Origin of the sequence: Curtobacterium flaccumfaciens (assembly GCF_051548005.1) — a bacterium.
In the GTDB taxonomy this organism is placed as follows: Bacteria; Actinomycetota; Actinomycetes; order Actinomycetales; family Microbacteriaceae; genus Curtobacterium.
In genome coordinates this window covers 1-18,938 of sequence record NZ_JBPUGH010000055.1, presented here as the reverse complement: position 1 = coordinate 18,938, position 18,938 = coordinate 1, and the positions used below count along the sequence as shown (strand labels likewise).

Sequence of the window (18,938 nt, the reverse complement as noted above, 5' to 3'; positions counted from 1 at the left end):
AGCCTCCAGGCCGCTTCCCGGTCGCGTCGGACGCATGCCGACACGCGATCGCGGCATGCACCAGGACCGGCCGGACGGTTCGGACTAGCCTGGGCCGGGTGAGCAACGACGCACCACGACCCACCCGCACCGAGACCGACTCCCTGGGCAGCCGAGAGGTGCCGGCCGACGCCTACTGGGGGATCAACACCCTCCGGGCGCTCGAGAACTTCCCGATCACGTCCGTCCCCATCGCGGTGTACCCGGACCTCATCGAGGCCCTCGCGACCGTCAAGCAGGCCGCAGCCCGAGCGAACAAGGCGATCGGGGTGCTCGACGGCGAGCGTGCCGACGCGATCGACGCGGCCGCGCAGGAGGTCCGCGACGGTCGGCTCCGCGACCAGTTCGTGGTCGACGTCGTCCAGGGCGGCGCCGGCACGTCGACGAACATGAACACGAACGAGGTGCTCGCGAACCGCGCCCTCGAACTGCTCGGGCGGGAGAAGGGCGACTACGCGTACCTGCACCCGATCGACCACGTGAACCGCAGCCAGTCGACGAACGACACGTACCCGACGAGCATCAAGCTGGCGATGATCCTCGGGGTCCGGCGGCTCAACACCCAGCTCGAGGCACTGTCCGACGCGTTCGCCGAGCGCGGGCGGGCCTTCGCGGACGTCCTGAAGATCGGTCGCACCCAGCTGCAGGACGCCGTGCCGATGACGCTCGGACAGGAGTTCACCGGGTTCGCGCACACCATCCAGGAGGACGTCCTCCTGCTGTCGAAGGTGATGCCGTTGCTGGCGGAGACGAACCTCGGCGCGACCGCGATCGGTACCGGCATCACCGCCGACCCGCTCTACCGCGACGAGGTGCGTCGGCAGCTGCAGATCGCGACCGGCCTCGACGTCGTGACCGCTCCGGACCTCATCGAGGCGACGAGCGACGCCGGCGCGTTCATGACGCTGTCCGGCACGGTGAAGCGCAGCGCCGCGAAGCTCTCGAAGATCTGCAACGACCTCCGACTCCTCGCGTCGGGGCCGCAGGCGGGCCTGGGGGAGATCACGCTCCCCGCACGGCAGGCGGGATCGTCGATCATGCCCGGCAAGGTGAACCCGGTGATCCCCGAGGTGGTGAACCAGATCGCGTTCGCGGTCGTCGGCGCGGACACCACCGTGACGATGGCGGCCGAGGGCGGCCAGCTGCAGCTCAACGCGTTCGAGCCGATCATCGCGCACTCGATCATGCAGTCGCTGCAGTGGATGGCGAACGGCTGCGAGACCCTCCGCGTGCACTGCGTCACGGGGATCGAGGCGAACGAGGCGAAGCTCGCGGCCCAGGTGGACACGAACGTCGGTGTCGTGACCGCCCTGACGCCGTACATCGGGTACGCGGCCGCGGCGTCGATCGCGCACACGGCACTCACCACGTCGACGCCCATCGCGACGCTCGTCACGGCGGCCGGGCTCATGGAGGAGGACCAGGTGCAGCGCGTCCTCTCGCCCGCGCGCCTGTCGGGCATCGAGCTCGCGACGGGGGCGATCCCGGTCGTCACGGAGGAGATGCTGGACCAGGCGGCGCGGGAGCGCTGACGCCGGGGGTGTGGGGGCGTGGGGCGCGCTCGTCGCCTCGCACCGTGCGAGGTCGCGACGCGAGCCCGCCGCATCGCACCGTGCGAGTTCGCCACACGGTGCGAGCTTCCGCATGCCGTGCGAGGGCGACGCGCTCGCACGGCGTGCGAAACCTCGCACGGTGCGGACAGTACCTCCCACGGTGCGAGGGGGCACCCCACCGCTACGGCATCGGGGGTTCGCTCACCTGCACCTTGCCGGCGAGGTCGCGGAGGTGCGCCGCCTGCGCCGAGTCCTCGTCGTCACGGGGGAGCTTCGCGGCCTCGACCCGGACGTGGTGTGCGGCCGCGATGTCGGCGTCCCGCCACCGGGCCAGCGTGAAGTTGCGCGTGACGTCCCGCAGCGGGAGGCGGATCGACTCGTCGGCCTCGATCCCCGCGAACAGCTGCCGCATCCGGATGACCTCCGAGTCGAGCTCCCCACCGACGACGAGCACGAAGTTCGAGATGTACAGGTACACGAGCAGCAGGATCGCGCCACCGAGCCACCCGTACGCCCGGTTGCCCGCCCCGATCGTCTCGACGTAGATCGCGAACCCGAGCGTCGCGAGCGCCCAGGTCAGGATCGCGAAGGCCGCCCCGGCCGAGACCCACCGCAGCTGCGGCGTCCGCACGTTCGGCGTCGCGTAGTAGAGGACCGCGACCAACACGACGAGGTCGGCCGCGAGCCCGGGCCACTTCGTCACGTTCCACAGGTCGTCGAGCCAGACCGGCCAGCCCATCTGGTCGACGACCGCCGCCGCGATGGTCGGGGTGCCGAGCAGGATGAGGATCGCGATCGCGCCACCGACCATGACGAGCAGGGTGACGAGGAGCATCATGCTGCGGAACTTCCAGATCCGCCGACCCTCCTCGACCTCGTAGGCGGTGTTCATCGCGCGGCCGAACGCCGTCGCGTACCCGGACAGCGACCAGAGCGTGAGGACCACCCCGGTCGCGAACCCGAGCCACGGGTTGTCGAGGGAGAGCAGCTGCCGGAGCGGCTCCTCGAGGTGCTGCGCGGTCTCCGGGCGCACGATGAACCCGAGGATCTGGATGATGTCCTCGAGGCCGTCGCCGGACCGGTCCACGATCGCCAGGGCGGACACGACCGCGAGCGCCGTCGGGAACACCGTGAGGGTCGCGAAGAACGTCAGCGACGCCGCCGCGTCGACGACGCGGTGCCGGATGACCGAGTGGTAGGTGCGCCGGACGACGGCACGGACCCCGGTCCGCTGGATGGCGCGCGCATCGTGGTCCGGCATGCGTACGAAACTACCCGGATCGGACGGGAGGCGCGGTGCGGGCCCGCCACGCGCCTCCAGGCCGGTGGGCGGTCACCCTGCGCAACGCTCGGCGTCGCCACCCAGCGGGTCGCGTTCTCGGCCGGCTGAGGTCGCGACCATGTCGACAAAGCGACAGGTCGGCGGTCCCCGCCCCGCCGCCGGTCGCCGAAGCGACAGTTCGGCACTGTCGCGTGTCAGCAGACTGTCGCTTTCGCGAAAGCGACAGGGCGCGGCGGCCGAGACCCGTGCCGCCGGGCCGAGACTCGGCTCGCTAGTTCGCGTGCGGGTGCTGCGCGTCGTACCGGCGGAACGACGGCACGAGCCGGAGCAGCAGCGCGACCAGGCCGACGATGAGCACGCCACCGATGATCGGCGGGTACGCGATCCCGGCTGCGACGACGAGCCCGGCGTAGAGGTCGCCGAGCCGCGGACCGCCCGTGACCACCACGATGAAGATGCCCTGCAGCCGTCCGCGCATGCCGTCCGGCGACGCCGCCTGCAGGATCGTGTTGCGGAACACCGAGCTGACGTTGTCCGCGCCGCCGGAGATCGCCAGGAAGAGCGCCGCGAGTGCCAGCGCCGGCAGGATCCCGACGTCGAAGCGCTCGCCCGCGCGACCGCCGAGCAGGTGCGCCACCGCGATGACGATGCCGAACCCCGCGATCGCCGCGCCGTAGGCCGAGATCGCCCAGCCGACGGCCTCGCCCTGCCGGCGGACGTGCCCGAGCGGACCCGAGAACACGCTCGACAGCAGTGCACCGACGGCGTAGGCGGCGGTGAGCGTCCCGACGGTGATCGACCCGCCGCCGATCACCAGCGCGCCGATCGCGGGGAAGAGCACCCGCGGCTGGCCGAACGTCATCGCGACGATGTCGAGCACGAACGTCATCGTGATGTTCCGTGAACGCTTCAGGAACCGGGCGCCCTCGATCAACGAGCTCAGTCCGGGGCGGAGCGCGTCGTGCTCGGCCGCCATCCGAGGGAGCGTGAACACCCCGAGGAACGCGAACGTGAACAGCACGACGTCGATCGTGTAGGTCGGGGCGAAGCCGACGCTGGCGATGAGGACACCCGCGATCGCCGGACCCACCGTCACCTGGAACCCGGACGCGATGCCACCGAGGGCGCTCGCCGCGGGCAGCAGGTCCGTCCCGACCAGCCGCGGCACGATCGCCGACCGGGAGGCGTTGCTGACCGTCGCCGCGACCGCGTTCACCGTCGCCAGGACGTACAGCAGCACGACGCTGTGCAGCCCGAGCCAGGCGTGCGTCGCGATCAGGGCGACCGCAGCCCAGGCGATGATCGCCGACACGAGCGCGACGAGCCGCCGGTCGAAGGCGTCCGCGAGCATGCCGCCGTAGAGGCCCGCGACGATCATCGGCACGAGCGCGATCACGCCCACGAGCGCGACGGCGAAGGTCGAGTGGGTGATCTCGTACACCTCGAGGCCGACCGCGACGGTGGTCATCTGCGTGCCGATGCCGGCGATCGCCGTCCCGGCCCAGAGCCGCGCGAACGCGGGGGAGCGGCGGAGCGGGGTGAGGTCGGCGAGCAGGCGGCGGCGCGGAGTGGTGTCGGAACGTGTCACGGTGGAACCATTCTGGGGCTTCGCCGGGCTGGACGGCGCTGCCCGCGCGAACTGGTTGACTGGCGGGCATGACTGACCTCAACAGCAAGCCCGAGTTCGACGCCCCCGAGGGCCCCGCCCCCACCGAGCTCGTGGTCACCGACATCGTCGAGGGATCCGGCGACGAGGCCACCGCGGGCTCGACCGTCAAGGTCCACTACGCGGGAGTCGAGTACGAGTCGGGCGAGGAGTTCGACAGCTCGTGGAACCGCGGCGAGCCGATCGACTTCCCGCTCGCGGCGCTCGTGCGCGGCTGGCAGGAGGGCATCCCCGGCATGAAGGTCGGCGGTCGCCGCAAGCTCGTCGTCCCGCCGGAGCTCGCCTACGGCCCGGCCGGCGGCGGTCACTTCCTGTCCGGCAAGACGCTGATCTTCGTCATCGACCTGCTCGGGGTCCGATGATGCAGGTCGGCGCCCCGACGATCGAGCTGAACGACGGCCACCGGTTCCCCGAGCTCGGCCTCGGCACCTACGGCCTGAACGGCGACGAGGGCACCGCGCAGGTGCAGGCGGCGATCGCGAGCGGCTACCGACTGCTCGACACCGCCCTGAACTACGGCAACGAGGACGCCGTGGGCCGCGCGGTCCGCGAGTCCGGCGTCGACCGCGAGGACCTCGTCGTCACCACGAAGCTGCCCGGGCGCCACCACGGGTACGACGAGGCGCACCGGTCGATCGACGAGTCGCTCGCGAACCTCGGCCTCGACCACGTGGACCTCTACCTCATCCACTGGCCGAACCCCTCGGTCGACAAGTTCGTCGACACGTGGAAGGCCTTCGTGGACCTCCGCGACGCGGGCAAGGTCCGCTCGATCGGCGTCTCGAACTTCACGCCGGAGCACCTGAAGCGGATCGTGGACGCCACCGGGGTCGCACCAGCGGTGAACCAGGTCGAGCTGCACCCGTACTTCCCCCAGGCGGAGCTGCGGAAGGTGCACCAGGAGCTCGGGATCGTGACCGAGAGCTGGAGCCCGCTCGCCAAGCAGTCGGAACTCATGAGCGAGCAGGCGGTCGTCGCCGCAGCCGAGGCGCACGGGGTCACGCCGGGCCAGGTCGTGCTGCGCTGGCACGTCCAGCTCGGTGCCGTGCCGGTGCCGAAGTCCGGTGACCCGGAGCGGCAGCGGCAGAACCTCGACGTCTTCGGCTTCGAGCTGACCGAGGACGAGGTGGCCGCGATCTCCGCGCTCGAGCGCGGCCGCCTCTGGGACGGCGACCCGGACACGCACGAGGAGATGTAGCGAGACCGTCCGTCGCGCCGGGACCAGGTTCCGGACACAGCACCGTGGAGAAGCGTGGTGTCGTGTCCGCACAGCGGTGCCCGACGGGCGGAACCCGGTTCCGGACCGGAGGCGCGTGGCGGGTCCGCCACGCGCCTCCAGTCCGTCCGTGGTCGCGACGCGACGTCTCCGGTGTCGGTCCTGCGGGACTACACTGGACACCCCTGTTTCCCGAAGGGTGGCGTGTGTCCGAACCGACCGAGATCGACCGCGAGCGTGGCTACGTCGACGGGCTGTTCGCCCGCCTCGACGAACTGACCGCCGAGGCCGAGCAGCGACTCGCCGAGACCCGCCGTCAGGCGGTCGGCGGGAACCACCAGAGCCGCAGCAAGCGCGATGCGTACGCCCGGCTCTACGAGGACACGATCGCCACGCTCGAACGCGTCGGCGACCGGCTCGTCTTCGGCCGGCTCGAGGTGTCCGAGCCGGACAGCGACGAGGACGCGTTCCGGTACATCGGACGGGTCGGCCTCCGGGACGACGACCACCGCCCGCTCCTGCTCGACTGGCGTGTGCCGGGCGCGAGCGCCTTCTACCAGGCGACCGCGGCGCACCCGATGGGCATGCGTTCGCGCAGACACCTCACGCTCGACGGCCGCACCGTCGTCGGGGTCGAGGACGAGGTCTTCGACGCCTCCCTCTATGACGACGAGCGAACGCACCTGCAGGGCGAGGGGGCGCTCCTCGCGGCCGTGACCGCCGAGCGCACCGGTCGGATGACGGACATCGTCGCGACGATCCAGGCCGAGCAGGACCGCATCATCCGCTCCCCGCTCGAGGGCGTGCTCATCGTGCAGGGCGGCCCCGGGACGGGCAAGACCGCCGTGGCGCTGCACCGCGCGGCGTACCTGCTGTACTCGTACCGCGAGCGCCTCCGCGGGTCGGGCGTGCTCATGGTCGGACCCTCGTCGGCGTTCCTGACGTACATCGAGCAGGTGCTGCCGTCCCTCGGCGAGACCGGCGTCGTGATGGCGTCGCTCGGCTCGCTGTACCCGGGCGTGCACGCCTCGACGCACGACCACCGGGACGTCGCCGCCGTGAAGGGGTCGGCTGAGATGGCGTCCCTGCTCCGCCGTGCCGTCCGGTCGCGGCAGGTCGTGCCGACCGAGCCGGTGACGCTCGACGTCGAGGGCGAGCGGCTCGTCGTCCCGCCGCACCTGGTCGCCGATGCGATGAAGCGCGCGCAGGACCGCGGCAAGCCGCACAACGTCGCCCGGGTGACCTTCAACAAGATCGCCCTCGACGCGATGACGCGCTTGCTCGCCGACCAGCTCCGGGAGCGCGGCACCACGGTGGACGAGGCCGACGAGAAGGTCCTCCGGGAGGACATCCGGTCCTCCTACGACGCCCGCGTCCTGCTCAACACCGCGTGGCTCCCGCTGCCCGCCGAGAAGTTCCTCGAGGACCTCTACGCGCGGCCGAACTGGCTCGCGTCCCTCACCCCGAACTGGACCCCGGAACGCCGAGCGCTGCTGCTGCGCCCCCGCGGCTCGGCGATGACCGTCGAGGACGTCCCGCTGCTCGACGAGGCCGCCGAGCTCCTCGGTCCGTTCGACCCGACCGGCGGCGCAGCCAAGCGTGCGGCGAAGGCGAGCCGCAACCGCGACATCGAGAACGCGCGCCAGGCCATCGAGAACATGGGCGTCGAGGGCATCGTCACCGCGGAGCAGGTCGCCGGCTCCTTCGCCGAGGGCGGCGACCCCCGGACCACCGCCGAGCGTGCCGCCGAGGACCGCGAGTGGACCTACGGGCACATCGTGGTCGACGAGGCGCAGGAGCTCTCACCGATGCAGTGGCGGGTGCTCGCCCGCCGGAACCCGCTCCGGTCCTTCACGATCGTCGGGGACATGGCGCAGGGGTCCTCGCCCGGGGCTGCCCGCACGTGGGACGACGTCGTCGGTGCCCTCGCCCGTCGTCGCCGTGGTCGCGCCCCACAGGTACCGATCGAGCACCGCATCGAGGAACTCACCGTCAACTACCGCACGCCGCGCTCCATCGTGCGCGCCGCCGGGGAGTACGCGGAGTCGGCGGGGCTCGTGGTGACGCGGAACGAAGCCGTCCGTGACGGCGACCCCGTGCAGCGCGTGTCGGTGCCGCGCGGGTCGTTGCTCGACCGGGTCGCTGCGCTCGTCGACACCGAGCGCGAGGCGATCGGGAGCGGCACCGTCGGCGTGATCGTGCCCGAGGCGGACGTCGACGCGGTGCGGCAGCGGCTCGCCCGGACCGAGGCCGACGTCCGGTCGCTCGGGTCGCCGCGGCCGGGGTCGGTCACGGTGCTGACCGGGGCGGACGCGAAGGGCCTCGAGTTCGACGGGGTACTCCTCGTCGACCCGGACCGCGTCGGGGCCGATGCGGCGCGGGCGGCGGCGGCGGTGTACGTGGCGATGACCCGGCCGACCAGGCGGTTGACGGTCGTCGACGTCGTCTGACGCGGGCGCGCCGGGGGCGACCGGCGACCGGCCGGAGGGACGCGCCCGGGCCGATCCGCGCCTCCTGTCCGCCTTTGCCCGTGCCGACGCGTGGCGCACGCGTCGCGCGGGAAGGTCAGTCGGCGTCGCCCTCGTCGCGCACCCGCGCCACGAGGGACGCCCACGGCCCGTCCAGCCGGGAGCCGGGGATCGAGACGGAGCGCTCCTCGATCGTGATCGTCCACGTGAAGTCGTCGCGGACGGCGGGCGCCGGGACGGGGACCTCACGGGGGAGCGCGCTGACGAGGTCCGTCCACGCCGTGGGGTCCTCGCAGGCCTCGGTGTCGACGCGCCAGCCCCGGGTGGTGCCGGCGAAGCCCCCGGTCCGGCGGACGGCGATGTGCATGTCACGACCGTACGCCCGGCGCGGGAGACGGGTCAGCTCAGCACACCGACGTCGCGCCAGGCCTGCTGCACAGCGGTGTGTTCGCGCGACCCGTCACCGAAGCGGGTGGCCGCCGCGGAGACCGTGACACCGGCGAAGCCCGCGAAGTCGATCGAGGCGCTGACGGCGTCCGAGGTCAGCGCGTCCCACCAGACCGCGCCGGCGCCCTCCCACGCGAAGCCACCGATGGCCGTGGCGGCGAGGTAGAAGGCGTGGTTCGGGATGCCGGAGTTCGTGTGCACGCCACCGTTGTCGTCGGTCGTGTCGAGGTAGTCCGCCATGGTGGCCGGTTGCGGGTCCTTGCCGAGCGTCGGGTCGTCGTAGGCCGTGCCGGGAGCACGCATGGAGCGGAGGGCGACACCCTGCACGCGCGGGGTGAACAGGCCCTCGCCGATGAGCCACGAAGCCTGCTCGGCGGTCTGCTTCCGGGAGTACTGCAGCACGAGCGAGCCGAACACGTCGCTGATCGACTCGTTCAGCGCGCCGGACTGCCCTTCGTACGTGAGGTCGGCGGTGTACTGCGTGACGCCGTGCGCGAGTTCGTGGCCGATCACGTCGACCGCGATGGTGAAGCGCTCGAAGACCTCGCCGTCCCCGTCGCCGAACACCATCCGGCTGCCGTCCCAGTAGGCGTTGTCGTAGTCCTGCCCGTAGTGCACGGTCGCGTCGAGGGGCAGGCCGGCGCCGTCGATGGACACCCGGTCGAACACCTCGAGCCAGAACGCGTGGGTGTCCCCGAGGCCGGTGTAGGCCTCGTCCACCGCGGGGTCGCCGGAGTCCGGGGCACCCTCGTGCCGGACGGCCGTGCCGGGGAGGGTCGTCGTGCCGTGGGCATCGGAGATCGTCCGCTGCGGCGACCGGTCGACCGTGCCGCTCGCCCCCTGTGGACGCACGTGGTGCTCGTGCTTCGGCTGCTGGACGACCTCGAGCGAGGCCAGCGCGGACCGGGCGGCCGAGGACGCGCGGGGGAGGTCCGGCGCGTCGGCGACGGCTCGGAGGAGGTAGGGCGGGACGACGGAGCGGAGGCGCGCGGTCGGGGTCATGTCCCGATGCAACCACCGGGCACCGACACGGCGCCGTGAAGCCGCCTGCTCAGCCGCTCAGCCGCGCTTCCGGTTCGCCACGAGGTCGAGCGCGTACGACTCCCACCACTGCCCGGCCGCGGGACCGCCGTTGCACGTGCCGTCGCTGAGGCCCGGCGTCTTCACCCAGAGCAGGGCGTCGAGTCGGGTGCTGCCCCGCGTGACGTGCGGTGTCTGTCCGAGTCCGGCTCCGGAGGGGTTGCACCACGTCCCGCGCCACCCCTGCCCGTTGCGGGAGACGTCGATGACGAAGTGCGGGTCGTCGCCGATGCGGTCGGCGAGCTCGTCCGCGTAGGCGCGCTCGGTGTCCACGCGGTAGAAGTTCGAGACGTTCGTGAAGAACCCCTGGGTCCGGTCGACGCCGGCCTGCCGCAGCCACGACGCCTGCTGGGCGACCGGGACGCGGTCCTCGTTGCCGCCGTCGAGGTACACGGTGAGGCCGTGCCCGCTCAACGCCCCGACGGCCTGTCGGAGCAGGGGCAGACGGGACTCCCGGAGCCGCTCGCAGACCGCGATCTGGGCGATCGAGTCGGGTTCGACGAGCACGACGGCGTGCGACCCGGACATCGCTCGTGCGGCGGCACGGACCCACGGCACGTACCCGGACTCCGTGCTGCCCCCCTTCGAGTAGTGGCCGCAGTCCCGGTCGGGGACGTTGTAGAGCACGAACATCGGGGTGCGGTCCTGCTGGCGCGCGCTCCGGACGACGTCGCGGATCGTGGCGCGCGTGTCGGCGACCGAGTCGTCGGTCAGCCAGGTCGCGATCGGCTGGTCCGCGATGACGGCGATCTGCCGCGCCGTGGTGTCCTGCCCGGCCGCTCGTGCCGCTGCCTCGCGACGTCCGGGTTGGTTCTCGGCGGCCGGTTGCACCGCGAGACCGCCGGGGAACGCCTGTGCCGCGGTCTTGCGCTGGACGACCTGCCGACCGTCCGGCGCCTCGCCGCGGGGGAATGTCACCACGAGGGCGACGACGGCGACGACGACGACGGCCGCGACGGTGCCGATCCAGGTCCACTGGCGCCCGGCCGACGACCGACGCGGTGCGCGCCGGCGGTTCCCCTGGTCCGTCATGCCCCCATGCTCCCAGGAGTGCGGGCGGAACGGGGATCCGCTCCGGGTGTTCTGCCAGCGGTGAGCCAGGGATCTCCCGAACGCGGTGCGTCAGACTCTGCGGATGCTCCGGAAACTCCTCCTCCTCGCCGTCACCGCGACGTACGCCTGGGTGATCTGGCGGATGACCCTGACGCCGGAGGTCTTCACCGCGGCGCAGGGCTCCCTCGTGGAGCACGCGATCCGGTGGGCGCAGCGGATCACCGGCAGCGGCTGGCTCACGTACGACCGGACGGAGTTCCTCGCCAACATCGCGATGTTCGTCCCGGTCGGCATGCTCGCCGCACTCTGGCTGCCCCGCCGCTGGTGGTTGCTCGGTGCGGTCGTCGCGGTCGGGCTCTCGGTCGGCATCGAGCAGTACCAGGGGGCCTTCCTGCCGAACCGGGTGTCGGACCCGCGCGACGTGCTGTCGAACGGGCTCGGCGGGCTCCTCGGCGCGACGCTCGTCAGGCTGTTCCGCAGTCTGTTGCCGGCACCGCGACGACGTCGTCTGCGCCCCCGCACGGCCTGATCACCTGGTAGGCTTCTCCGGTTGCCGTCGAACGGCCGCGGACAAAGAGCGCTCGTGCATCAGGCACGAGCACCGCGCAACGGACAGGAAGGGGATCATCCATGGCACTTGACGCGAAGGTCAAGCAGGAGATCATCGAAGAGTACGCGACCCACCCGGGCGACACCGGATCCCCCGAGGTCCAGGTCGCCGTTCTGACGCGTCGCATCAACGACCTGAACGAGCACCTCAAGGAGCACAAGCACGACCACCACTCGCGTCGTGGTCTGCTGCTCATGGTCGGTCAGCGTCGCCGTCTCCTCGGTTACCTCGCTGACGTGGACATCAACCGCTACCGTGCGCTCATTGAGCGTCTCGGCCTGCGTCGCTGAGTCCCACGCAGACACTGCTCGGCTGAACGCCCGGTCTTCCTCGGAAGGCCGGGCGTTCTCCTGTCCCCGGGAGTCCCGCGGTCGGCGCCCCGCGGTGGAGCGGACGGGAATGCTTGCGATCCTCCGCTGGTTCGGTACGATGTTCATGCAAACGCATCGAAAGTCGGGAACCATCATGACCACCATCGCCGTCGTCTCCGCCGGACTGTCCGACCCCAGCTCCACCCGCCTGCTCGCCGACCGCCTCGGCGGTGCTGCCGTCGAGGCCCTGCGCGCGGACGGCACCTCCGCGCACGTCGAGCACGTCGAGCTCCGCCCGATCGCGCACGAGATCGTCGACGCGATGCTCACCGGCTTCGCCGCGCCCGCCCTCGCGAAGGCGATCGCCACCGTGGTCGAGGCCGACGCGGTCGTGTTCGTCACCCCGGTCTTCACGGCCGGCATCAGCGGACTCGCGAAGTCGTTCCTCGACGTGATCGACAAGGACGCCCTCGCCGACATGCCGGTGCTGCTCGGCGCGACCGGGGGCACCGCACGGCACTCGCTCGCGATCGACCACGCGCTCCGACCAGTGTTCGCTTACCTCCGTGCCGCGGTCGTCCCGACCGGTGTGTTCGCCGCGACCGACGACTGGGGCACGGAGGGCGACGCCGCAGCACTCGAGGGGCGCATCAGCCGCGCCGGTGCCGACCTCGCCTGGGCCGTCCGGGCCTCGCGCCGCGTGCCGCAGCAGGCGGACGCGCTGCCCGAGACTCCCGACTTCGCCGCGATGCTCGGCGGCCTCGGGCACTGACCCGCCGCTCACAGCCGGCGCATGGCGTCCGCCCGGGGCCGCTCCAGCGCGTTCCAGGGTGCTCCATCGCCGGGCCCGCGAACCTCGTCCCGAGACGAGGAGGAACGATGGGCAGCAACGGCAGGAAGTGGACGACGAGCTCGCTCGTGAGCATCGGCGGGCTCGTGGTCGCGATGGTGACCGGCGCCGGCCTGTGGGTCGGGCACGAACAGGGCTCCGCGACCAGCGACGGCAGCACGAGCAGCGGCAGCAGCAGCACGAGCAGCGGCAGCAGCAGCACGAGCAACAGCAGCGACACCGGCACGAGCGGCAGCAGCAGCACGAACACCGGCGGGACCGGCGTCACCCAGGGCGACCAGAACTCGTCGTCCGACGCGACGACCACGGGCTCCTGATGCGCGCCGCCGCCGAGTGGGAGCTCTGGACCACCACCGCCCGTGTCGTCCTCGATCGTCGAGACCGCCGTCACCTCCCCGCCGCCGAGGCCTGCATCCGCGAGGTCACCGACGCCGTCGACCGCGCCTGCAGCCGCTTCCGCGACGACTCCGAGCTCGTCGCACGCACCACGGAACTCGAGCACGGTGCCGAGGTCTCGCCGCTCCTGGCGTCCCTCGTGCACCAGGCGCTCGACGCTGCACGGCTGACCGACGGGGACGTCGACCCCACGCTCGGCAACCACATGGTGTCGCTCGGCTACGACGACGCGTTCCACCGGACCGCCGGCGGCGCACGCACGGACGGGGGAGCGGACGATCCCGACCCCACTGTCCTCACGGCGGCACTCGACACCCGACCGGCCTGGCAGCGGGTGCTCCTGAGCGGCACGTTCCTCCGTGTCCCCGTCGGCGTCCGGCTCGACCTCGGTGCGACCGCGAAGGCCGCCGCGGCCGACATGGCCGCCGCGACCATCACCGCACGTCTCGGCATCGGGGCGCTCGTCTCCCTCGGGGGCGACGTCGCGACGGCCGGCCCGGATCCCGCGGGCGGCTGGCAGGTGCGGGTGCAGGACCTCGACACCGACCCGGTCGACCACGTCCGGATCGCGTCAGGGTGGTCCGTCGCGACCTCGAGCACGCAGAAGCGTCGGTGGGAGCAGGGCGGACAGGCCCGGCACCACATCCTCGACCCCCGGTGGGGCCTGCCCGCCGAGCCCGTCTGGCGCTCGGTCACGGTGGTCGCTCCCTCGTGCGTCACGGCGAACACGCTCTCCACCGCCGCGGTCGTCCGGGGGCGCCGCGCCCCCGAGATGCTCCGTGCGACCGTCCGCGCAGCGCGGCTCGTCGGGGCCTCCGGTGCGGTGCTCCGGATCGGTGGGTGGCCGGCCGACGACGCGCTTCACGGCCCCGAGGTCGCCGGACGGGCTGCCTGACCCCTCGCACGGTGCGCGCGGCCGTCCAGTCCGTGCGAACTCGTGCACATGGTGCGAGGGGTCCTCCCTCGCACCATGTGCACGAGTTCGCACCGCGCGCGGCAGCGCAGCTCGCGAGCCGCCGACGCGCATGGCGAGGTGCCGACGGGCCGCGCCCGCAGCGTGACCACCCCCGGGACGGGAGGCCCGTGGCGGCGCCGCCACGCGCCTCCAGGCCGGGTCGTGGTGGCGTCAGTGTCCGTGGCGGCGTCGTGCCGCGCCTCCCGGCCTGGTCGTGATGGCGTCAGCGTCCGCGGCGGCGCCGCCCTGCGCCTCCAGGCCGGGTCGTGTCGGCGTCAGCGTCCGCGGCGGCGCCGCCCTGCGCCTCCAGGCCGGGTCGTGGCGGCGTCAGTGTCCGTGGCCGAGCCGCCACGCGCCTCCAGCCGGTCGCGACGCGTCAGTACCAGTGCGGGTTGACGCTCATCTCGTGGTTCCACGCACCGCAGGGCGACCCGTACGCGTCGTGGATGTACGCGAGACCCCAGTTGATCTGCGTCGCGGCGTTCGTCCGCCAGTCGGCACCGGCGACCGCCATCTTGTCGGCGGGGAGCGCCTGCGGGATGCCGTACGCACCACTCGACACGTTGAGGGCGTTCGCCCGCCAACCCGACTCCTGCGTCCACAGCGACACCAGGCAGCCCATCTGGTCGGAGCCCCAGCCGTAGGCGCCGATCGCGCTCCGGGCGTACGCCTGCGCGCCCGCCGGGTCGACGACCACACCGCCGGTGCTCGGGTAGTTCGTGCCGGAACCGCCGCTCGTGCTGCCGCCCCCGCTGCTGCCCCCGCTCGTACCGGGGGTGTTGTTCGCCGCAGCTGCCTGCTGCTCGCGCTGTCGCTCGGCCGCCTCCTCGCGACGGCGCTGCTGTTCGGCCTCCTGAGCGGCGACCTGCAGCCCGAGCTGGTACCCGCGCTCCTCGGAGGCGGTGGTGTCCTGCAGGGACGCGAGCTGGGCGTAGAGCTCGTCGCTGTGCTGCTGGGTGTCGTCGACGGCGGCGTCGGCGGCCTCCTGCGCGGACTTCGCGGCGGCGGCCTTCGTCTCCGCGGCACTCGCGAGGTCGGCTCGCTCGTCCTGTGCGCGCTTCGCCTGCTCGTGCAGTGACGACGCGGTCTTCGCGGCGACCGACGCGTCGTCCATGACGCCGGCCCACGTGGTCGAGAGCTGGTCGAGCGCGCCGAGTTGGTAGAGCAGCTGGCTCGGGTCCTTCGTGGTCGCGATGCGGGTCGACATCTGGTCGGTCGCGCCGTCCCGGTAGAGGTTCGCGGCGAGCTGGCCGGCCCGCTGCTGCGCCCGCTCCGCGGTCGCCGAGGCGCTGTCCGCCTGGGCCTGGAGGCTCGTGGTGGTCTGGGTGGCCGTGGCCAGGTCCGCGTCGGCCCGGTCCGCCGCCTCGGAGGCGGTGATCGCGGTCGCCGACTTCGCCGCGGCGTCGGCCTGGACCCGGTGGAGGGCGGTCTGCACCGTGTCGACCTCGGCCTTCTTGGCCTGCTCGTTGCCCTTCGCCCGCTGGACGTCCTGCCACGTCGGGTAGGTCGTCGCGTTCGCCGGGACCGCGGTCACGAGGGGGGCGACGAGCACGCCCGCGACCACGGCGGCCACGACGAACCCTCGCCCGGAGAGGGGGAGGCGCATGGTCCGTACGCTAGCGGCCACGTGCGGGTTCGTCGTGCGCCTCGCCCGCGGATCGCCTGAGGACTGGTAAAGTCCTGTTCGTCCGGGGACCGTTCCCCGGCACGCGACCGGGGTCGAACCCGGTCGTCACACAAACACTGCGCAGACCGGGCACGGAGCTGGTCATCGGTGGTGGCTCGCGGGCCGACAAGGTGTCCCGAGTGCTTCTACTGCTGGCCAGACATGCGTCCCGACACCTCGGCGCGCACGCACCGTCGTGTGCCGTCGCCGGGTCTGCCGAGAACACGTCAAGGAGGCACCCTTTTGGAGGGTCCCGAGATCAAGTTCGCCGAAGCCGTCATCGACAACGGCAAGTTCGGCAAGCGTGTCGTCCGGTTCGAGACCGGCCGACTCGCACAGCAGGCGCAGGGCGCGGTCGCCGCGTACCTCGACGAGGAGACCATGCTCCTCTCGGCCACCAGCGCCGGCAAGCACCCGCGTGAGGGCTTCGACTTCTTCCCGCTGACGGTCGACGTCGAGGAGCGCTCGTACGCCGCTGGCAAGATCCCCGGCTCGTTCTTCCGTCGCGAAGGCCGTCCGAGCACCGAGGCGATCCTCGTCTGCCGTCTCATCGACCGGCCGCTGCGCCCGTCGTTCGTCGACGGCCTCCGCAACGAGGTCCAGATCGTCATCACCGTCCTGAGCATCGCTCCGGACGAGTTCTACGACGCGCTCGCGATCAACGCGGCGTCCGCGTCGACGCAGATCTCCGGTCTGCCGTTCTCCGGCCCGATCGCCGGTGTGCGCCTCGCGCTCATCGGTGACCAGTGGGTCGCGTTCCCGAAGGCGTCGCAGCTCGCGGAGGCCGTCTTCGACCTCACCGTCGCCGGCCGTGTCGTCACGGACGAGGCGGGCAACGAGGACGTCGCGATCATGATGGTCGAGGCCGAGGCCACCGAGCACAGCTGGGACCTCATCCAGGGCGGCGCGACCAAGCCCGACGAGGCCGTCGTCGCGCAGGGCCTCGAGGCGGCCAAGCCGTTCCTCAAGGTCCTCGTCGAGGCGCAGGCGAAGATGGCCGCCCAGTCGGCCAAGGAGATCCAGGACTACCCGGTCTTCCCGCCGTACGCCCCCGAGGTCTACGACGCCGTCGAGGCGCTCGCCCTCGACGAGCTCAAGGACGTCTACCAGATCGCCGGCAAGCTCGAGCGTCAGGACAAGGACGACGCCCTCAAGGCCCGCGTCAAGGAGGCCATCGCGGCCAAGGTCGAAGCCGGCGAGCTCCCCGAGAGCGCCAACGGCCAGGTCAGCGGCGCCTACAAGTCGGTCACGAAGAAGGTCGTCCGCGGCCGCATCCTGACCGAGCAGGTCCGCATGGACGGCCGCGGCCTCGCCGACATCCGTCCGCTCGACGCCGAGGTCGCCGTGATCCCGCGCGTCCACGGCTCGGCGATCTTCCAGCGGGGCGAGACGCAGATCCTCGGCGTCACCACGCTGAACATGCTCAAGATGGAGCAGCAGATCGACTCGCTGTCGCCCGTCACGAAGAAGCGCTACCTGCACCACTACAACTTCCCGCCCTACTCGACCGGTGAGACCGGCCGCGTGGGTTCGCCGAAGCGTCGCGAGATCGGGCACGGCTTCCTCGCCGAGCGCGCGCTCGTGCCGGTGCTGCCGTCGCGCGAGGAGTTCCCCTACGCCATCCGTCAGGTGTCCGAGGCCCTCGGCTCCAACGGTTCGACGTCGATGGGTTCCGTCTGCGCCTCGACCCTGTCGCTCCTCAACGCCGGTGTGCCGCTCAAGGCCCCGGTCGCGGGCATCGCGATGGGCCTCGTCTCCGACACCGTCGACGGCCAGACGCGCTACGCGGCGCTGACGGACATCCTCGGTGCCGAGGACGCCCTCGGTGACATGGACTTCAAGGTCGCCGGCACCTCGGACTTCGTCACGGCGATCCAGCTCGACACGAAGCTCGACGGCATCCCCTCGTCGGTCCTCGACGCCGCGCTCAAGCAGGCCAAGGAAGCGCGCTCCGCGATCCTCGGCGTGCTGAACGAGGCCATCGACGCCCCCGACGAGATGGCCGACACCGCGCCGCGCGTCATCTCGGTGCAGATCCCCGTCGACAAGATCGGCGAGCTGATCGGCCCGAAGGGCAAGACGATCAACGGGATCCAGGACGAGACCGGCGCCGACATCTCGATCGAGGACGACGGCACCGTGTACATCGGCGCCGTCGACGGTCCGTCGGCCGAGGCCGCCCGTGCCCAGGTCAACGCCATCGCGAACCCGACGAACCCGGAGATCGGGGACCAGTTCCTCGGCACGGTCGTCAAGATCGCGACGTTCGGTGCGTTCGTGTCGCTGCTCCCGGGCCGCGACGGTCTGCTCCACGTCTCCGAGGTCCGCAAGCTCGCCGGTGGCAAGCGTGTGGAGAACGTCGAGGACGTCCTCGGCGTCGGCCAGAAGATCCTGGTCGAGGTGACCAAGGTGGACGACCGCGGCAAGCTGTCGCTCGCGCCGGTGATCGCCGACGAGGTGGACACCGAGGGTCGCGAGGGCCACGAGAAGCACACCGAGGACCCGGCCGAGGGCTGATCCTCTCCGCGTTCCGACACACGAACGGCCGTCGCTCCCGAGGGAGCGGCGGCCGTTCGGCGTTCGTGGTGCAGTGCGGCGACTCGTCGCGGCACGAGACTCGGCGTCAGCGACGAGTCTCGTGCTCCGGAGCACGAGACTTGTCGCTGATCGCGAGTCTCGGCGAGCGCCGACCGAGTCTCGCGCGTCAGGCGGCGGGGGTCTCCTGCGTGCCGACGAGCTGGGCCCGGCCGAGCAGGTGCTCACGCAGCAGGAACCCGACGACCGCGGGGGTCGCGTCCGCCGGGGCCTCGAGCACGGGCACGTCGAGTGCGCTCAGCGTGAAGAAGTACCGGTGCGCACCGTGGCCGGCGGGCGGGGCCGCTCCGAGGAACGTGTCCGTCCCGTACTCGTTGCGACGGCGGAGGGCCTCGGCGGGCAGCAGGGCGTCGTCGGTGCCGGCACCACGCTCGAGCGAGTCCGTGCCGGCGGGGATGTCGGTCACCGCCCAGTGCCAGAAGCCCGAGCCCGTCGGGGCGTCGGGGTCGTACACGGTCAGGACGTAGCTGCGGGTGCCCTCGGGCTCGCCGGACCACGCGAGGGCGGGGGAGCGGTCCTCGCCACCGGCGTCCGAGCCGCGTGCCCACTCCGGCAGCGCGCCGCCGTCGGTGAAGTCGGGACTCGTGAGCTCGAAGGAGGGGACCTCGGGCAGCTTCCAGTTCGGGTCGTTCGTCATGCGGCCAGCCAACACCCGGGTGCTCAGGGCGAGCCGAGCCGGGCGTGCGCGACCCCGCGGACCGGCACCGTGCCTCCAGGCCGGCGGTGCCGGGTCAGGCGGCGAGCACCCGCT

The 18,938-nt window shown here is 72.1% G+C and carries 17 protein-coding genes; 10 read left to right on the top strand and 7 right to left on the bottom strand.

Translation table 11 applies throughout. From position 1 onward, the window contains the following. Positions 1–98: 98 nt before the first annotated feature. Positions 99–1,571 carry an aspartate ammonia-lyase gene (locus ACSW7Y_RS08530; protein ID WP_438125868.1) on the top strand — a complete coding sequence of 491 codons (1,473 nt, stop codon included), beginning with the start codon at positions 99–101 and terminating at the stop codon, positions 1,569–1,571. A gap of 202 nt (positions 1,572–1,773) precedes the next feature. Here the strand turns inward: ACSW7Y_RS08530 and ACSW7Y_RS08525 are convergent, their stop codons facing one another. Then, positions 1,774–2,853: a YihY/virulence factor BrkB family protein gene (locus tag ACSW7Y_RS08525; RefSeq protein WP_438125867.1), complete on the bottom strand. Its 1,080-nt coding sequence runs from the start codon at positions 2,851–2,853 to the stop codon at positions 1,774–1,776. Positions 2,854–3,145: 292 nt separating this feature from the next. Further along, positions 3,146–4,462, bottom strand: coding sequence for an MFS transporter (locus ACSW7Y_RS08520; protein ID WP_438125866.1), 1,317 nt, complete (start codon positions 4,460–4,462; stop codon positions 3,146–3,148). A 68-nt stretch (positions 4,463–4,530) separates the two neighbouring features. Between ACSW7Y_RS08520 and ACSW7Y_RS08515 the strand changes: the two genes are divergently transcribed. The 3 genes from ACSW7Y_RS08515 (at position 4,531) to ACSW7Y_RS08505 (ending at position 8,206) form a co-directional block, all read left to right on the top strand. After that, a complete protein-coding gene (locus ACSW7Y_RS08515; protein ID WP_290132318.1) occupies positions 4,531–4,902 on the top strand; it encodes an FKBP-type peptidyl-prolyl cis-trans isomerase in 372 nt (123 codons plus the stop codon). Then, positions 4,902–5,738: an aldo/keto reductase gene (locus tag ACSW7Y_RS08510; RefSeq protein WP_438125869.1), complete on the top strand. Its 837-nt coding sequence runs from the start codon at positions 4,902–4,904 to the stop codon at positions 5,736–5,738. Before ACSW7Y_RS08515 ends, ACSW7Y_RS08510 begins: the two co-directional genes overlap by 1 nt. 224 nt (positions 5,739–5,962) lie before the next feature. Then, positions 5,963–8,206 (top strand): HelD family protein, encoded by a 2,244-nt coding sequence (locus tag ACSW7Y_RS08505; protein ID WP_438125865.1) that lies wholly within the window; start codon positions 5,963–5,965, stop codon positions 8,204–8,206. Positions 8,207–8,321: 115 nt separating this feature from the next. Here ACSW7Y_RS08505 and ACSW7Y_RS08500 read toward each other — a convergent pair whose 3' ends face one another. The 3 genes from ACSW7Y_RS08500 to ACSW7Y_RS08490 are packed head-to-tail and all read right to left on the bottom strand — an operon-like array spanning position 8,322 to position 10,783. After that, positions 8,322–8,591 carry a protealysin inhibitor emfourin gene (locus ACSW7Y_RS08500; RefSeq protein ID WP_438125864.1) on the bottom strand — a complete coding sequence of 90 codons (270 nt, stop codon included), beginning with the start codon at positions 8,589–8,591 and terminating at the stop codon, positions 8,322–8,324. 32 nt (positions 8,592–8,623) lie between these two features. After that, entirely contained in the window at positions 8,624–9,673 is a 1,050-nt protein-coding gene (locus tag ACSW7Y_RS08495; RefSeq protein WP_438125863.1) for a M4 family metallopeptidase, read from the bottom strand. Between the two features lie 57 nt (positions 9,674–9,730). Beyond that, positions 9,731–10,783 carry a glycoside hydrolase family 6 protein gene (locus ACSW7Y_RS08490; protein WP_438125862.1) on the bottom strand — a complete coding sequence of 351 codons (1,053 nt, stop codon included), beginning with the start codon at positions 10,781–10,783 and terminating at the stop codon, positions 9,731–9,733. A gap of 103 nt (positions 10,784–10,886) precedes the next feature. Between ACSW7Y_RS08490 and ACSW7Y_RS08485 the strand changes: the two genes are divergently transcribed. The 5 genes from ACSW7Y_RS08485 (at position 10,887) to ACSW7Y_RS08465 (ending at position 13,866) form a co-directional block, all read left to right on the top strand. Next, positions 10,887–11,333, top strand: coding sequence for a VanZ family protein (locus ACSW7Y_RS08485; protein ID WP_438125861.1), 447 nt, complete (start codon positions 10,887–10,889; stop codon positions 11,331–11,333). Between the two features lie 101 nt (positions 11,334–11,434). After that, positions 11,435–11,704: a 30S ribosomal protein S15 gene (gene rpsO, locus ACSW7Y_RS08480; RefSeq protein ID WP_058725132.1), complete on the top strand. Its 270-nt coding sequence runs from the start codon at positions 11,435–11,437 to the stop codon at positions 11,702–11,704. Between the two features lie 175 nt (positions 11,705–11,879). Continuing rightward, positions 11,880–12,497, top strand: coding sequence for a CE1759 family FMN reductase (locus ACSW7Y_RS08475; protein WP_438125860.1), 618 nt, complete (start codon positions 11,880–11,882; stop codon positions 12,495–12,497). Between the two features lie 107 nt (positions 12,498–12,604). Continuing rightward, entirely contained in the window at positions 12,605–12,892 is a 288-nt protein-coding gene (locus ACSW7Y_RS08470) for a hypothetical protein (RefSeq protein ID WP_438125859.1), read from the top strand. After that, positions 12,892–13,866, top strand: a complete 975-nt coding sequence (locus tag ACSW7Y_RS08465; protein ID WP_438125858.1) for an FAD:protein FMN transferase — start codon at positions 12,892–12,894, stop codon at positions 13,864–13,866. The genes ACSW7Y_RS08470 and ACSW7Y_RS08465 overlap by 1 nt, the downstream gene beginning before the upstream one ends. A gap of 436 nt (positions 13,867–14,302) precedes the next feature. Here the strand turns inward: ACSW7Y_RS08465 and ACSW7Y_RS08460 are convergent, their stop codons facing one another. Continuing rightward, positions 14,303–15,532: a coiled-coil domain-containing protein gene (locus ACSW7Y_RS08460; RefSeq protein ID WP_438125857.1), complete on the bottom strand. Its 1,230-nt coding sequence runs from the start codon at positions 15,530–15,532 to the stop codon at positions 14,303–14,305. Positions 15,533–15,835: 303 nt separating this feature from the next. On the opposite strand from ACSW7Y_RS08460, the gene ACSW7Y_RS08455 reads away from it, so the two are divergent. After that, the gene (locus ACSW7Y_RS08455) at positions 15,836–18,109 is read left to right on the top strand and encodes a polyribonucleotide nucleotidyltransferase (RefSeq protein ID WP_438125856.1); all 2,274 of its coding nucleotides are present in this window, start codon (positions 15,836–15,838) and stop codon (positions 18,107–18,109) included. A gap of 187 nt (positions 18,110–18,296) precedes the next feature. Here ACSW7Y_RS08455 and ACSW7Y_RS08450 read toward each other — a convergent pair whose 3' ends face one another. Next, complete coding sequence (locus ACSW7Y_RS08450; RefSeq protein ID WP_438125855.1) at positions 18,297–18,824, bottom strand: YbhB/YbcL family Raf kinase inhibitor-like protein; 528 nt, start codon at positions 18,822–18,824, stop codon at positions 18,297–18,299. Between the last annotated feature and the right edge of the window lie 114 nt (positions 18,825–18,938).